Origin of the sequence: Metapseudomonas boanensis (assembly GCF_042232855.1) — a bacterium.
Taxonomy (GTDB): domain Bacteria; phylum Pseudomonadota; class Gammaproteobacteria; order Pseudomonadales; family Pseudomonadaceae; genus Metapseudomonas; species Metapseudomonas boanensis.
Genome location: NZ_CP113889.1, coordinates 1,520,123 through 1,535,191, shown reverse-complemented (window position 1 = coordinate 1,535,191; position 15,069 = coordinate 1,520,123). Strand labels below are relative to the sequence as shown.

The following is a 15,069-nucleotide window of genomic DNA, read 5'->3' as shown; positions in this document are numbered from 1 at the left end:
ATCTATTCGCCAAGGGCAGTGCAGCTGCCCCACTCGGCGCAAGGGCAGGCCTGCGGCCTGCATAGCGATTGAAATCGCCCCCACAAGAAGACCGTGAAGGGCGATTCGTTGGTCAGTTGCCGATCAGCCCAAGGATGCTCGCCTGGTAGGCGGCGACGAAGGTGTCGAAATCCACATCCGGCTCAGCTTCCAGTCTCGCCTGCTCGGCGAGGGATTCACGGGCCATGGATTCGAAGCGTTCCTGGTCCTCGGCGCTCAGCGGCTCACTGCGGAAGTACGCGGCATGGGCGCGGCTCTGACGCAGGGCGAACTCAGTGAAGCTTTCGCCACGTTCGCGCAATTCGGCGAGTACCTGCGCCGAAGGCGTCAGGTCCGGGTTTTCCACTCTGGCACGTTGCACGGCCATGGCTTCGGCGTGTTCGCGGGTATCCAACGCCAAGTCCAGAAGCGCAGCGGTGTGGTCGATGCGGTCGAGCAGGTCAGTGGCCCATTCCTTGAGGCCGATCGGCTGGCCGTGGCGCAGCAGTTCCAGGCCTGGACGGCGGCCTTCTTTCACCACTGTCTGGAAGTTGTCGGTGGCGCCACGGCATTCGTCGCCGGCCATCGGCGGGCTGTCCTGCAGGGCGCAGAACAGCAGGAAGGCATCGAGGAAGCGCGCTTCGACCAGATCGATTCCCAGCGGCAAGAAAGGGTTGATGTCCAGGCAGCGCACTTCGACATACTGCACGCCACGTGAGGCCAGGGCCTGGATCGGGCGTTCGCCGGTATAGGTGATGCGCTTGGGACGGATGCTCGAGTAGTACTCGTTTTCGATCTGGATGACGTTGGTGTTGAGCTGCACCCACTCGCCGTTCTGCTTGGTGCCGATCTCGGCATAGGGCGGGTACGGCGTAGAGACGGCCTGGCGCAGGCTCGACAGGTAGCTGTCGAGGCTGTTGTAGCAGGGCGTCAGGCCGGACTGGGCGTTGTTCTGGTAGCCCAGGTCGCTCATCCGCAGGCTGGTGGCGTACGGCAGGTAGAGGGTGTCGGCGTCCAGGCTTTGCAGGTCGTGCGGGCGGCCGCGCAGGAAACTCTTGTCCAGGGCCGGCGCAGCGCCGAACAGGTACATCAGCAGCCAGCTGTAACGGCGGAAGTTGCGGATCATCGCGATGTAGCGCGCCGACTGGTAGTCGCGGTCGCTCTGCGGATCGCCTTCGGCCTGCTTGAGCAGGGGCCAGAGGCCCTCGGGCAGCGAATAGTTGTAGTGGATACCGGCGATGCACTGCATGGTCTTGCCATAGCGCACGGCCAGGCCACGCCGGTAGACGTATTTCAGGCGTCCGATGGGCGAGGTGCCGTAGCGGGCGATCGGGATGTCTTCCTCCCCCGGCAGGCGGCAGGGCATGGAGGGGCTCCAGAGCAGTTCGTCGCCCAGCTTGTCCACCGTGAAGCGGTGGACCTTCTCCAGGTCCGCGAGGGTCACCGCCGGGTCTTTTTCGGCCGGGGTGATGAACTCCAGCAGCGACTCGGAATAGTCCGTGGTGATCTGCGAATGGGTCAGGGCCGAGCCCAGGGCAGGCGGGTGGGGCGTCAGCGCCAGTTGGCCATTGCCGTCTACGCGCAGGCATTCACGCTCGATGCCATGCAGGCACTGGGTGAGCAGCGGCAGGTTAGCGCGCTCGCCGAGCAGGGCCAGGCGGCGGGAAAGAAGATCGCTCAATTTGGAATCCTTCACGCGTCAGTCGCCCCAATATGGGGGTGGACTGGACTGTCTACAAGAGGTGGACCTGGACGGGCGGCAGAAAAAATCCGTCGCCCGTCCCGCGTTGTCGCTTCGTCCAGAATAGAGCGTTGTGGGTACCTGGTTGTTACAGCTGGGCGAAGGTGCCTTGTCCCTTCGCGACCAAGGCATCACCCTGAAGCACTTCAGCCTCAACTACCAATGTGCGGCGACCGGCGTGCAGCACCTTGGCGCGGCAGAGGATTTCCCCTTCGGCCACCGCGCGCAGGTAGTTGATCTTGCATTCCAGGGTCACGCTCTTGCGGTCGAAGCCGTGGAGGCTGGTGCAGGCCAGCCCCATGGCGATGTCCAGCAGCGAGAAGATCGCCCCACCGTGCATCACTCCACCCCGATTGCGCAGGTGTTCGCCCATCGGCAGACGCGCTTCGGCGACACCGTCGCCGAGACTCACCGCTTCGATACCCAGCATCCGGCTAAACTGGCTGCTGGCCTGTGCGTCAGTGAACTCCATCAGGTCACTTCTTCTTGATCTGTTTGGCGTTGGCGAACAGCGAGGCCATCGCGCCGCTGGCCGGCGGTGCGCTGGGGCGCGGGCTGCCCTGTTGCGGACGCGGCTGGCCGCCACCCTGGCGACCACCGCCACGTGGGCCTTCGACCTTCTCGCCGGGGGTGTCGCTCATGCGCATGGACAGGCCGACGCGGTTACGCGGGATATCCACCTCCATGACCTTCACGCGGACGATGTCGCCGGCCTTGACCACTTCGTACGGATCCTTGACGAACTTCTCCGACAGCGCAGAGATATGCACCAGGCCGTCCTGATGGACGCCGATGTCGACGAAGGCGCCGAAGTTGGTGACGTTGGTCACGACGCCCTCGAGCACCATGCCGGGCTTGAGGTCCTTGAGGCTTTCGACGCCTTCCTGGAACTCGGCCGTCTTGAACTCCGGACGCGGGTCACGGCCGGGTTTGTCCAGCTCCTTGAGGATGTCGGTGACGGTCGGCAGGCCGAAGGTCTCGTCGGTGAACTTGGCTGGGTCGAGGCGCTTGAGGAAGGCGGAGTCGCCGATCAGCGAGCGGATGTCACGGCTGGTATCGGCGGCGATGCGCTGCACCAGTGGGTAGGTTTCCGGGTGTACGGCAGAGGCGTCCAGCGGGTTGTCGCCGTTCATCACGCGGAGGAAGCCGGCGGCCAGCTCGAAGGTCTTTTCGCCCAGGCGGCTGACTTTCTTCAGCTCGTCACGGGTCTTGAAAGCGCCGTTGGCGTCGCGGTAGGTGACGATGTTCTGCGCCAGGGTCGCGTTGAGGCCGGAGATGCGTGCCAGCAGCGCTGCGGAGGCGGTGTTGACGTCGACGCCGACGGCGTTCACGCAGTCTTCCACTACTGCATCCAGGCTGCGCGCCAGTTGCAGCTGGGAAACGTCATGCTGGTACTGGCCGACGCCGATGGATTTCGGGTCGATCTTCACCAGTTCGGCCAGCGGGTCCTGCAGACGGCGGGCGATGGACACGGCGCCGCGCAGGGACACGTCCAGCTCGGGGAATTCCTTGGCCGCCAGTTCGGATGCCGAGTACACCGAAGCGCCCGCCTCGCTGACCATGACCTTGGTCATCTTCAGGCCGGGGAATTTCTTGATCAGCTCGATGGCCAGCTTGTCGGTCTCGCGGCTGGCGGTGCCGTTGCCGATGGCGATCAGGTCGACACCATGCTTGGCGCAGAGCTTGCCGAGGATCGCCAGGGTCTCGTCCCAGCGGTTGTGCGGGACGTGCGGATAGACGGTGGCGGTGTCCAGCAGTTTGCCGGTGGCGTCGACCACAGCCACCTTGCAGCCGGTGCGCAGGCCCGGGTCCAGGCCCAGGGTGGCGCGCGGGCCGGCCGGAGCGGCCAACAGCAGATCGTGCAAGTTGCGGGCGAAAACATTGATCGCTTCGCTTTCGGCGGCCTCGCGCAGCTCGCCCAGCAGGTCGGTTTCCAGATGGGTGTAGAGCTTGACCTTCCAGGTCCAGCGCACCACCTCGGCCAGCCACTTGTCGGCGGCGCGGCTCTGGTTGCTGATGCCGAAGCGCTCGCCGATCATCACTTCGCAGGGGTGCATGGTACCCGGCTGTTCCTCGCCCACCTTGAGGGCGATGCTCAGCACGCCTTCGTTGCGGCCACGGAAGATCGCCAGGGCACGGTGCGACGGCACGCCCTTGAGCGTTTCGTCGTGTTCGAAGTAATCGCTGAACTTGGCGCCTTCCTGCTCCTTGCCGGCCACCAGGCGGGCGGCGAGGGTGGCGTTGTCCTTGAGGAAACTGCGCAGGCTGGCGAGCAGCGTGGCGTCTTCGGCAAAGCGCTCCATAAGGATGTATTTGGCGCCTTCGAGCACCGCCTTGACGTCAGCGAAGCCCTTCTCGGCATTGATGAAACGCTCGGCTTCGGCCTCCGGGGCCAGGCTCGGGTCGTTGAACAGTGCATCGGCCAACTCGCCGAGGCCAGCTTCCAGGGCGATCTGGCCCTTGGTGCGACGCTTCTGCTTGTACGGCAGGTAAAGGTCTTCGAGGCGGGTCTTGGTGTCGGCCAGCTTGATTTCGCGGGCCAGCTCGGGGGTCAGCTTGCCCTGCTCCTCGATGCTGGCGAGGATCGCCGTGCGGCGGTCTTCCATCTCGCGCAGGTAGCGCAGGCGTTCTTCCAGGTTACGCAGCTGGGTATCGTCGAGGCTGCCGGTGACTTCCTTACGGTAGCGGGCGATAAAGGGCACGGTGGCGCCTTCGTCGAGCAGGCCCACGGCGGCGGCGACCTGTTGCGGGCGCACGCCCAGCTCTTCAGCAATGCGGTTGTTGATGCTATCCATTGAAAACACCTGCAAAGGCAGCGCCCGGCACGAGCCACGGCGGGGGCCGCAGAAAACCAGACCAGCCAGGTGAGCCCGGCTGGAAGTGAAAGGGCCGCATTATAAACACCGACCTTTGGCGGGTAGGGAACCGTTCGGGGAAAAATCTGCTAACAATGGGCAGCCCGCCGGACGTTGGCGGCAAGCGATAATGCGTGGCTAGTCGAATCAGGAGAGAACATGAGCAACACCTTGACCTCGGAAGGTGAAAAGATCCTTATCGTCGACGACGATGCCCGCCTGCGCCGCCTGCTCGAGCGTTTCTTCGACGAACAGGGCTACCGCGTGCGCGCGGTGGAAAACGTCGAACAGATGGATCGCCTGCTGGCCCGCGAAATCTTCAACCTGGTAGTACTCGACCTCATGCTGCCCGGCGAGGACGGCCTCTCGGCCTGCCGCCGCCTGCGCGCCTCGAACAACCAGGTGCCGATCATCATGCTCACCGCCAAGGGCGACGAAGCCAGCCGCATCCAGGGCCTGGAGCTGGGCGCCGACGATTACCTGGCCAAGCCCTTCAACCCGCGCGAACTGCTCGCCCGTATCAAGGCCGTGCTGCGCCGCCAGACGCCGCAGGTGCCAGGAGCTCCGGCGAGCGAGGACGAGAGCGTCAGCTTCGGTGAATACGAACTGTCACTGGCCACCCGTGAACTCAAGCGCGGTGATGACGTGCAGATGCTCACCACCGGCGAGTTCGCCGTGCTCAAGGCATTGGTGCAGCATGCGCGCGAGCCGCTGACCCGCGACAAACTGATGAACCTGGCCCGGGGCCGCGAGTGGGACGCGCTGGAGCGCTCCATCGACGTGCAGATTTCCCGCCTGCGCCGGCTGATCGAACCGGACCCATCCAAGCCGCGCTATATCCAGACTGTCTGGGGCGTTGGCTACGTGTTCGTTCCCGATGGCAACAAGTGATCGCGCGGCGGGTGCTCCCGCCGCAGGGCAATCCAGGGTGGGGGTGAAAGCCCCCTACTGGTTCCCGCAGAGCTTTTTCTCCCGCACCCTGTGGCTGGTGCTCATCGTCGTGCTGTTTTCCAAGGCGCTGACCCTGGTTTACCTGATGATGAACGAAGATGTGCTGGTGGATCGCCAGTACAGCCACGGCGCGGCGCTGACCCTGCGTGCCTACTGGGCGGCCAGTGAAGAAGAGCGACACGACCTGGCCAAGGCCGCCGGCCTCAAGCGCGTGACCCGAGATGCCGTGCCTCCCAGCGAGCAGCACTGGCCCTACAGCGAGATATTCCAGCGGCAGATGCAGGCCGAACTCGGGCCAGGCACTGAAGTGCGCCTGCGTGCCCAGAGCCCGCCAGCGCTGTGGGTCCATGCCCCCGAACTGGGGCCGGATTGGGTGCGCATCCCGCTTTATCCACACCCCCTGCGCGGGCAGCGCATCTGGAGCGTGCTGGGCTGGTTCCTCGGCATCGGCCTCCTGTCCACGGCAGCCGCCTGGATCTTCGTGCGCCAGCTCAATGCCCCGCTCAAACGCCTGGTGTTCGCCGCCCGCCAACTCGGCCAGGGGCGCAGCGTGCGCCTGCCGGTGAGCGACACCCCTAGCGAAATGGCCGAGGTGTACCGCGCCTTCAACCAGATGGCCGAAGACGTCGAACGTGGCGCGCGTGAGCGCGAGCTGATGCTGGCGGGGGTTTCCCACGACCTGCGCACACCGCTGACCCGGCTGCGCCTGTCGCTGGAGCTGATGAGCAGTGATTCGGAGCTGACCGAAGACATGATCCGTGACATCGAGGACATGGACGCCATCCTCGACCAGTTCCTCGCATTCATCCGTGACGGCCGTGACGAGCGGGTAGAAGAGCTGGACCTGGGCGAATTGGTGCGCGAGGTGGTGGCACCCTACAACCAGCAAGAGGAGCAGGTGCGCCTCTGCCTTGAGCCGCTGCCGCCTTTCCCCCTGCGACGGGTGTCGATGAAGCGCCTGCTGGTCAACCTGATCGAGAACGCCCTGCGCTACGGTGGCAACGGCGTCGAAGTAGCAGCGTTCGTTGCTGGCGACCACACGGCGCCCTATGTCGTGCTCAGCGTGCTCGACCGCGGTACCGGCATCGATCCGGCTGAACTCCAGGATATTTTCAACCCCTTCATCCGTGGCGACCGTGCCAGGGGTGGCAAGGGCACCGGCCTGGGCCTGGCCATCGTCAAGCGCATCGCGGCCTTGCACGGCGGTAGCGTCGAGCTGCGCAACCGCTCTGGTGGTGGCCTGGAGGCGCGCGTCTGCCTGCCGCTGGGCCTGCTACTGCCGCGCGACGCGGTCTAAGCCATTCCATTCGCTCCTCGCCCGCTCATGGGCGAGGGGCACACCCTCTCCATCGGTCGGTATAGGGCGTTTCGGTACCCTGCCGGGGCCGCCGGCTGAGCAATGCATCGAGGCTATAAATCGACATAGGCTGTGCAAGCGGGCTGGGCTATCCTCACGTGGCGCATTGACATGAGGTCAGCATGCCCGCAGTCCCCCACCGACTACCCCACTGGACCTGGTGGTTGCCGCTCCCACTCCTGTACCTGGCAACCTGGCTATCGTTGGGCACTCAAGCTGCAGGAGGTACCGCCTGGTACCTGCCGTTCGCGCTCGGCCTGGTGTTTTGCCTGTGGTGGGGTGAGCGGGTCTTCCCGGCGATCTATCTGAACGCCTTGCTCAGCGCATCGCTCTGGGATCTGGACTGGCCCTGGGCACCGCTCTATGCCGCCCCCGAAACGCTCAGTGTGGCGCTGGCCTGGTGGCTGCTGCGACGTAACGGCAGCTCCGTTGCCCTGCAGGATTTTGCTCAGCTCTTGCGTTTCATGCTGCAGGGCGTCCTGTTGCCTGCGAGTCTGCTGGTTTTTGGTGAACTGGCGGCCCTGATGATGAGCGGGGCGACGCCTGCAAACGGCTTGGCCGACACTGCCCTGCTGGCATGGCTGAGTGCTTGCATGACCGCCCTGGTGGTGAGCCTGCCGTTGCTGACCTATCTCACACCCTGGCTTGGACGGCGGGGCTGGGGCATCGATACCGGCGTGGCCTTGCCGGACTCGATGCACAAGTTGCCGCCCTGGTACCTGCTCCTGACGTTGGTGATATTCATCCCCTGGTTGCTGTCGGTGGTCCCGCCGATGCTCATTCTGCCGCCCATTGGCCTGGTGATGATCGGCCTGGCCCTGGGCTGGGGGTTTCCCGGCGCGCTCTGTGGCGGCGGACTGACCGCCCTCACCGTACTGGCCATGCCGACCCTGCGGCAGCTGAGCGGGGTGGCCGACGGTTCGGAGCAGCAATGGAGCGTCGAGCTGTATTTTAGTGTGCTTCTGCTGATGCTCTCGGCCTTGCTGGTGGGCCGTAGTCTCAGCGACCTTCGCCTGGCCCTCAGCCGCCGCGACGAGATGCAGCGGGAGTTGGCCCTCAGCAACCTGGCGCTGCAGGCCAGCCCCCTTGCGGTGACCATCGCCGATGCACGGCAGGCGGACCAGCCACTGATCTACTGCAACCCGGCCTTCGAAGTCATGAGCGGCTACTCCCGTGAGGAAGCGCTGGGCAATAACTGGCGTTTCCTTTTGCACCACGACCGCAACCAGGCCGAGCTGCCGCGTCTGCAGGCAGCCCTGGAGCGTGGACAATCCTGTCATCTGGTGCTGCGCAACTACCGCAAGGACGGCGGGCTGTTCTGGAACGAAATCACCCTGGCGCCAATGCGCGACGAGCGGGGCATCAGCCACTTCGTTGCCCTGCAGCACGACGTCAGCTCCCGCGAGATGCTGGCGGAGGAGCTGGACACGCGACGCGAGGAACTGTTGCGTCAGACCCATCTGCTTAACCAGACCGAGGCGATTGCCGACATCGGCAGCTGGGTGTTGGATGTGGCCAGCCTGAAGATGTCCTGGAGCGAAGGCAGCTTCCGCCTCTACGAATTGGAGCCGGGCAGTGCCGTGCCCTCGCTGGACCAGATGATGAGCGTCTTCGACCCCGCCAGCCGCAGCTTGCTCGAGCAAACCCTGGAGCACACCCTGCGTACCGCCGAGCCCTTCGACGTGGAGGTACGCATGCCGAGCGCCAGGGGCAGCTCGCGCTGGTTGCGGATCAAGGGACTGGCCGAGCACGACGGTGATCAGGTCATACGCATCTACGGGGCAATGCTCGACCTGACGTCGCAGAAACGTGCCGAGCGCCTGCAGCACGAGCGTGACAAGCACCTGCACCTGTTCTTCGAGGCGCCGTTGATCGGTATGGCGCTCTGCTCACCGGACCAACGTTGGGAGGAGGCCAACTTCAAGCTGTGCAGCATCCTCGGGCGGTCGCGCGAAGAGCTGCGTGGTGAAGACTGGATGGGCATGACGCTGCCGGACGACCGCGCGGCCGAGCTTGGCTTGCTCGAAGAGGTCCGCAGCGCCCGGCGTGACGGCTACGAAATGGAGAAGCGCTTCCTGCGCCCCAACGGTAGCGTGGTGCATACGCGGGTCAACATCCGCGGTGTGCGCGACCTGGACGGGCAGCTCTACGCATTGCTGGCATTGGTCGAGGACATCAGCGCGCGGCGCGAGGCCGAGGCACGCTATCGCACCCTGGTGGAACACGCGCCCGAGGCCATCCTGGTCTTCGACCTGCAGCAAGGCATAGTCGAGGCCAACGAAAACGCCGCACGCCTGTTCGGCATGCCCCGCGAGAAGCTGATCGGCCGCATGCCAACCAGCTTCAGCCCGGCCTTGCAGGCGGACGGGCGATCCTCCAATGAGGTCGGCCGCGCCTACGCCGCCGCCGCACTCAATGGGGATACACCGACCTTCGACTGGTTGATGCGCGACGTTGCCGGGCGCGTGCGGCCCTGCGAGGTACGCTTGGTGCGCCTGCCGGGAGGCGGCCGGCCGCTGATTCGATTGAGCATCACCGATATTTCCGAGCGCCAGCGCTACCAGCGGGAGATCGAGCGCCTGGCCTACAGTGACGAACTCACCGGCTTGCCGAACCGTCGTCTGCTCCTGGATCGCTTGCAGCACGCCATGGCTCGGGAAACCCGCGAGCAGCGCTACGGCGCCTTGCTGTTCATCGACCTCGACCACTTCAAGACCGTCAATGACAGCCTTGGCCACCCGGTGGGCGATGCCCTGCTGCGAGAGGTCACGACGCGCCTCGCAGGTTGCCTGCGTAGCGAAGACACCTTGGCCCGCCTGGGTGGCGATGAGTTTGTGGTACTGCTCGAAGCCATGGCGGACAGCCCTGAAAACGCCGGCAAACTCGCCGCTGAAGTGGGCGAGAAACTCCTGCACAGCCTGCACGGCAGCTATGAACTTGGAAATCACCAGCTCACCGTCAGTGCGAGCATTGGCATCGCCCTGCACCCGTTCCACGGACAGGTCGCCGCCGACGTCCTGAAACAGGCCGATACCGCCATGTACCGGGCCAAGCAGATCGGGCGCAACGCGCTGCACTTCTTCGCTCCGGAAATGCAGGCCGCCATCGACCATCGTCTGCAAATGCAGAGCGACCTGCGCCAGGCCATCGACCGCGACCAGCTCAGCCTGGCGTTCCAGCCGCAGCTGGCGCTGGCGGACGGCCGCGTACTCGGGGCCGAGGCCCTGCTGCGCTGGCGCCATCCCACGCGCGGTGATGTGCCGCCCGCGCAGTTCATCCCCCTGGCGGAGGAAACCGGCCTGATCGTCGAACTCGGTGACTGGCTGCTGGAGCATGCCTGTGCCAGCCTCGCTCGCTGGCAGGCCGACTGGCCGTGGCTGGTACTGGCGATCAACGTCAGCCCCCGGGAGCTGCGCAAGGCAGGCTTCGTCGAACGCATCAGCAACGCGCTACGCCGCCATGGCGTGCCCCCGGGCCGGCTGGAGCTGGAGATAACCGAAGGTAGCCTGCTGGAGGATGTGGAACAGTGCATCCTTGCCATGCAGGCGCTCAAGGTCCTGGGCGTACGCTTCGCCATCGACGACTTCGGCACAGGCTATTCCTCGCTGACCTACCTCAAGCGGCTGCCTCTGGACCGCCTGAAGATAGACCGCAGCTTCGTCGATGGCCTGGCGAGCGATGCCAGCGATGTGGCCCTGGTGGAGACCATTATCGCCATCGGCCGCAACCTGGGGTTGGAGTGCATTGCCGAGGGCATCGAGAACGCGGAGCAACTGACGATGCTGAACCAGCGGGGCTGCGAATCGGGGCAGGGGTACTTCTTCAGCCGCCCGCTGGACGAGGCGAGGTTCATGGGTTGGCTACGTGAGCGGCAGGCGAGTCAGGCCGTTGAGGGAAGCCTTTGAGTCGCCTTCTCCCAGGCGCCCGGCAGGATGGGTTGAACGGACTCATCCGTGAAAGCGGGTCAAAGCCCTAATGCTGTTCACATGAGAAAAAACGCCGCTTTTCCTTCAGCAGGAGGGCGGCGTTTTTGGTTTTACACCATCACGAAGTTGTTTCTGTTGGGCAGGTATCTTTCGTAGGAGCGAGCTCTGCTCGCGAACCCGCCTCCTTCGCGAGCAGAGCTCGTTCCTACGGGGCCTTCAGCTTGGTAGCCCGGATGAAATCCGGGAAAAGTCCAACCGCTGCACCCGGATTCATCCGGGCTACGAGGTGGCAGACTGCTCCGAAGGCCGGTCACGCCCCACCTCATATGCGCTGCCGCCAATGCCTAAGTGAACAGCATTAGGCCAAAGCCCGGTTTGTCACCGTTGGTGCAGAGCGAAGCCCGAAAAGAGACCGGCAGCCGCAAGGAATAGGCCACCCCTTGTAAGAGCGGGGGCGCCGAGTTCTTGCTTGCGAAAAGGTCGCGATTCGCGAGCAAGCTCGCTCCTACAGGGCATGCAGCCAGTTGCAACACTTGACCGCCTCAGGTCAGCCCCCTCTCCCTCTGGGAGAGGGTTGGGGTGAGGGATGGTGGGCTGGAACTCCAGCGTATTTCGCCAGGGTATTTCCCCCCGGGGGACCCGCGGACGAAAAAAAGCCCGGCCTCAGAGGGGCCGGGCTGGGTTCACGCACCTGGCGGGTGGCCGGGTGTTGCCTTGGGCTCTAAAGCCGGAGGCGGCAGCAATGGCTGCTGCACGAGAGAAAAACCCCGGCAGACGCTTGTGGCGCAGCCAGGGGAGGCCGGGGCAAGCGCCCAAGGCCTCATAAACAATGCACGCACGCATTGAGTGCAAAGGTAAGAGCAAGCGCCATGCCAGCCGGGCGGAGCGCTCTGCCTTGAGGCTTTGCGCCGATTGCTCGACGCTCGATGAGCGAAAACCTGCCGATCAGTCCTGCTCTTCTGCGGGATTTCCGCCACTGAAGCTGAGGTTGTGCTTCCGCAGCTTGTCCGACAGCGTCTTGCGCGGCAGGCCAAGGGCCTCGGCCACGCTGCGCAGCGAGCTGTGAGGACGGGTCAGCTCTGCGGCAATCAGGGCACGCTCGAACGCCTCCACTTGCTCACTAAGGCCGCCTTCGGTCTTCGGCAGTTCCGGCGGCGTGTTGTCGAGTGCCAGGTCCAGGCCGAGGGCAAAGCGTTCTGCAGCATTCTGCAGTTCGCGCACATTGCCCGGCCAGTTGTGGGTCAGCAGCAAGGCGCGCTGGCTGCTGTCCAGGCTGCGCGGTGCCATGCGATGGCGGTTGCTGGCGGCGTCGGCGAAATGCTGGAACAGCACCAGGGCATCCTCGCCACGCTCGCGCAGCGGCGGAATGCGCAGGCTGGCGACGTTCAGGCGGTAGTAAAGGTCAGCGCGGAAGCGGCCCTGGTCCGCGGCCTGGCGCAGGTCTTCCTTGGTGGCGGCGATGATGCGGATATCCAGCGGGATCAGCTGGTTGGCGCCAAGGCGCTCTACCACCCGCTCCTGCAGCAGGCGCAGCAGTTTCACCTGGACGTCCAGGCTCATGCTTTCGATTTCGTCGAGGAACACGGTGCCGCCATTGGCGAACTCGAACTTGCCGATACGCCGCTTCTGCGCCCCCGTGAAAGCGCCTTGTTCATGGCCGAACAGCTCGCTTTCCACCACGGACTCCGCCAGCGCTCCGGCGTTGATCGCGACGAACGGGCCATCGCGACGGGCCGACAGATCGTGCAGCGCGCGCGCCACCACTTCCTTGCCGGCACCGGTTTCGCCGAGGATCAGCACGTCAGCGTTGGTCGCCGCAAGCGCGCCGATCTGCTCGCGCAAACGCTGCATGGCGGGCGATTGGCCGACCAGCCGCCCGCTGAGTTGCTGGCGGTCGGACAGGGCCAGGCGCAGGCTGCGGTTTTCCAGCACCAGGCGGCGCAGATCGAGGGCACGGCGCACGCTGTCCGCCAACTGGTCGCTGGGGAAGGGCTTTTCCAGAAAGTCGTAGGCACCGGCACGCATGGCCTGGACGGCGAGGGGCACGTCACCGTGGCCGGTGATCAGCAGCACGGGGAGGTCGGGGTCACGCTGGCGCAGTTGGGCCAGCAGTTCGAGGCCGTCGATGCCGGGCATGCGGATATCGCTGACCACCACGCCGGGCCAGTCTTTGTCGATCATCTCCGCCACGCCACGCGCTTCGCCCATGGCCTTCACCTTGAGGCCGGCCAGGTCGAGGGTCTGGCTGAGGGCTTGGCGCAGGTGCGGGTCGTCGTCGATCAGCAGCACCTGGGTGTGGGCGTCTAGCGTGGCGGTCATGCAGGGGAATCCTCGAGAGGCAGGGAGGTGACACCAGGGGCGGCGTTACGCATGCGCAGGGTCAGCAGGGCGCCCCCGTCAGGGTGGTTGGCAAAGACCAGCTCGCCGCCCAGCGCGCGCATCAGGCTATCGCAAATCGCCAGTCCCAGGCCAAGTCCCTGGGTGCTGGTCTTGGTGGTGAAGAAAGGCTCGCGTGCACGGCGCAGGGCGTCTTCGGAGAAGCCTGGGCCATTGTCGCGCAGATGCAGCTCGATTCCCTCGGCGGTGGTTTCGGTGCTGAGCCAGATGCGTCGGGGGTGCGGCTTCTCTGCCAAGGCGTCGAGGGCGTTGGCGAGCAGGTTGCCAAGGACCTGGCGCAGGCGGGTTTCGCCGGCCTGGACCCAGATTGGAGCATCCGGCAGGTCGCGGATCAGTTCCACCTCCATGGCGCGGCGACGTTTGGCGACCAGCGCCAGGGCGTCGTCCAAGGCGGGCTGCAGGGCCACGCTCTCGGGGGCATGGCGATCACGCCGGGCAAATGCACGCAGATGGGCGATGATCGAGGCCATGCGACCGGTCAATTCACTGATCTGCTTGAGGTTGCCACGCGCATCGTCGAACCGCTGATGGTCGAGCAGCACACCCGCGTTGTCGGCGTAGCTGCGGATGGCGGCCAGGGGTTGGTTGAGCTCGTGGCTGATGCTGGCGGACATGGTGCCCAGGGCCGAGAGTTTGCTGGCCTGGACCAGCTCATCCTGGGCACTGACCAGCTCCTGCTGGGCGTGTTCGCGCTCCAGCACTTCCTCCTTGAGGCGGCTGTTGAGCGCTTCCAGGTCACGGGTGCGTTCCAGCACACGCATTTCCAGCTCCCGCCGGGCACTGGCATCCAGGGCGATACGGTCCAGGTAGTGCCGACGTCGCTGCATCAGCAGCCCGAGCAGCAGCAGCAGGGCCAGCAGGGTGGCGCCAGCGATGGCGACCGTAGTGCTGACCTGGCGATCGATGAGCTGGCGCGGGGTGAGGATGCTGGCGGTCAGCCCGGTTTGGTTAAGCTCGCGACTCTGGGTGAGCCAGGCGTTGTCATCCAGTTCAAGCGGGGCCGGGGCCTGGGTCGGGTATGGCTGGTTGGCGGCGATGGCCGCACGCTCGGCATTGTCCAGTGGCCGGGTGGCCCGGAAGCGCCAATCGCTGCGGGAAGAGATGATCACCACGCCATTGGCGTCAGTCACCATCAGTTGTTCCGGCGTTTTCCCCCACAGCGTCTCGGCGTCGTCCAGGTCCACCTTCACCACCAGGATGCCGATGATCTTCGCACCCTCGCGAACCGGGCTGGCGAAGAAGTAGCCGCGCTTGCGCGACGTGGTGCCAAGGCCAAAGAACCGCCCCTGTTTGCCGGCCAAGGCTTCGCGGAAGTACGGGCGGAAGGTGAAATTGCGGCCCACGAAGCTGTCGGGTTGGTCCCAGTTGGATGAGCTGAGCGTCTTGCCCTGCGGGCTCATCAGGTAGATCACATCCGCGCCGGTTTCCTGGCGAACCTCGGCCAGCAGTCTGTTGGCCTCGTCCTGCAGAGAGTCATCGTCCGGCGCGGCGAGCAGCGACCTGAGCGGCGGCAGGTCGGCCATGATCGGTGGCAACACCTCATAGCGGTGCAAGGTGCCCAGCAGGTTGGCCACGTAGAGGTCGAGGGTCTGGCGATTCTGTTCCGCCAAAGACTGGCTGTAGTAGCGCTCGCTCAGGTACTGCACCGGCCACAGCAACGGGGCCAGCAGCAGCGCCAGCAGCACAAGGCTGCGCCAGCGGGGGCGATGGGGGAGGGGAGTGGCTGTCATGCGGACTCAATGCACCTGGCGATGAGGCGCATTATGGCATCAGCTGGCCCGGTGAGCCTGTCTGGTGAATGAGCGTACGTGAGGGGGGCACCGG

The 15,069-nt window shown here is 65.1% G+C and carries 8 protein-coding genes; 3 read left to right on the top strand and 5 right to left on the bottom strand.

Annotation, left to right across the window (positions count from 1 at the left end):
* Positions 1–112: 112 nt before the first annotated feature.
* From gshA to OXH74_RS06975, 3 genes are all read right to left on the bottom strand, one after another.
* The gene (gene gshA / locus OXH74_RS06985; protein ID WP_375740619.1) at positions 113–1,699 is read right to left on the bottom strand and encodes a glutamate--cysteine ligase; all 1,587 of its coding nucleotides are present in this window, start codon (positions 1,697–1,699) and stop codon (positions 113–115) included.
* Between the two features lie 148 nt (positions 1,700–1,847).
* Positions 1,848–2,231 (bottom strand): PaaI family thioesterase, encoded by a 384-nt coding sequence (locus tag OXH74_RS06980; protein ID WP_215372072.1) that lies wholly within the window; start codon positions 2,229–2,231, stop codon positions 1,848–1,850.
* Between the two features lie 4 nt (positions 2,232–2,235).
* Entirely contained in the window at positions 2,236–4,554 is a 2,319-nt protein-coding gene (locus OXH74_RS06975) for a Tex family protein (RefSeq protein WP_375740618.1), read from the bottom strand.
* 219 nt (positions 4,555–4,773) lie between these two features.
* Between OXH74_RS06975 and ompR the strand changes: the two genes are divergently transcribed.
* The 3 genes from ompR to OXH74_RS06960 all read left to right on the top strand — a co-directional run bounded on the left by ompR (position 4,774) and on the right by OXH74_RS06960 (position 10,827).
* The gene (gene ompR, locus OXH74_RS06970) at positions 4,774–5,505 is read left to right on the top strand and encodes a two-component system response regulator OmpR (RefSeq protein ID WP_375740617.1); all 732 of its coding nucleotides are present in this window, start codon (positions 4,774–4,776) and stop codon (positions 5,503–5,505) included.
* Between the two features lie 43 nt (positions 5,506–5,548).
* The gene (locus OXH74_RS06965; protein ID WP_215372066.1) at positions 5,549–6,862 is read left to right on the top strand and encodes an ATP-binding protein; all 1,314 of its coding nucleotides are present in this window, start codon (positions 5,549–5,551) and stop codon (positions 6,860–6,862) included.
* Between the two features lie 182 nt (positions 6,863–7,044).
* Complete coding sequence (locus OXH74_RS06960; protein WP_375740616.1) at positions 7,045–10,827, top strand: EAL domain-containing protein; 3,783 nt, start codon at positions 7,045–7,047, stop codon at positions 10,825–10,827.
* Positions 10,828–11,793: 966 nt separating this feature from the next.
* On the opposite strand, the gene OXH74_RS06955 is transcribed toward OXH74_RS06960, so the two are convergent.
* Together OXH74_RS06955 and OXH74_RS06950 are read right to left on the bottom strand one after the other, a co-directional pair.
* A complete protein-coding gene (locus OXH74_RS06955) occupies positions 11,794–13,167 on the bottom strand; it encodes a sigma-54 dependent transcriptional regulator (protein WP_215372062.1) in 1,374 nt (457 codons plus the stop codon).
* Complete coding sequence (locus OXH74_RS06950; RefSeq protein WP_375740615.1) at positions 13,164–14,975, bottom strand: ATP-binding protein; 1,812 nt, start codon at positions 14,973–14,975, stop codon at positions 13,164–13,166. Before OXH74_RS06950 ends, OXH74_RS06955 begins: the two co-directional genes overlap by 4 nt.
* Positions 14,976–15,069: the final 94 nt, after the last annotated feature.

Excerpts from the sequence above, each read along its gene's own strand:
- OXH74_RS06960 (WP_375740616.1), top strand. The coding sequence starts at position 7,045 with ATGCCCGCAGTCCCCCACCGACTACCCCACTGGACCTGGTGGTTGCCG.
- OXH74_RS06975 (WP_375740618.1), bottom strand. The coding sequence starts at position 4,554 with ATGGATAGCATCAACAACCGCATTGCTGAAGAGCTGGGCGTGCGCCCG.
- OXH74_RS06955 (WP_215372062.1), bottom strand. The coding sequence starts at position 13,167 with ATGACCGCCACGCTAGACGCCCACACCCAGGTGCTGCTGATCGACGAC.
- ompR (WP_375740617.1), top strand. The coding sequence starts at position 4,774 with ATGAGCAACACCTTGACCTCGGAAGGTGAAAAGATCCTTATCGTCGAC.
- OXH74_RS06980 (WP_215372072.1), bottom strand. The coding sequence starts at position 2,231 with ATGGAGTTCACTGACGCACAGGCCAGCAGCCAGTTTAGCCGGATGCTG.
- OXH74_RS06950 (WP_375740615.1), bottom strand. The coding sequence starts at position 14,975 with ATGACAGCCACTCCCCTCCCCCATCGCCCCCGCTGGCGCAGCCTTGTG.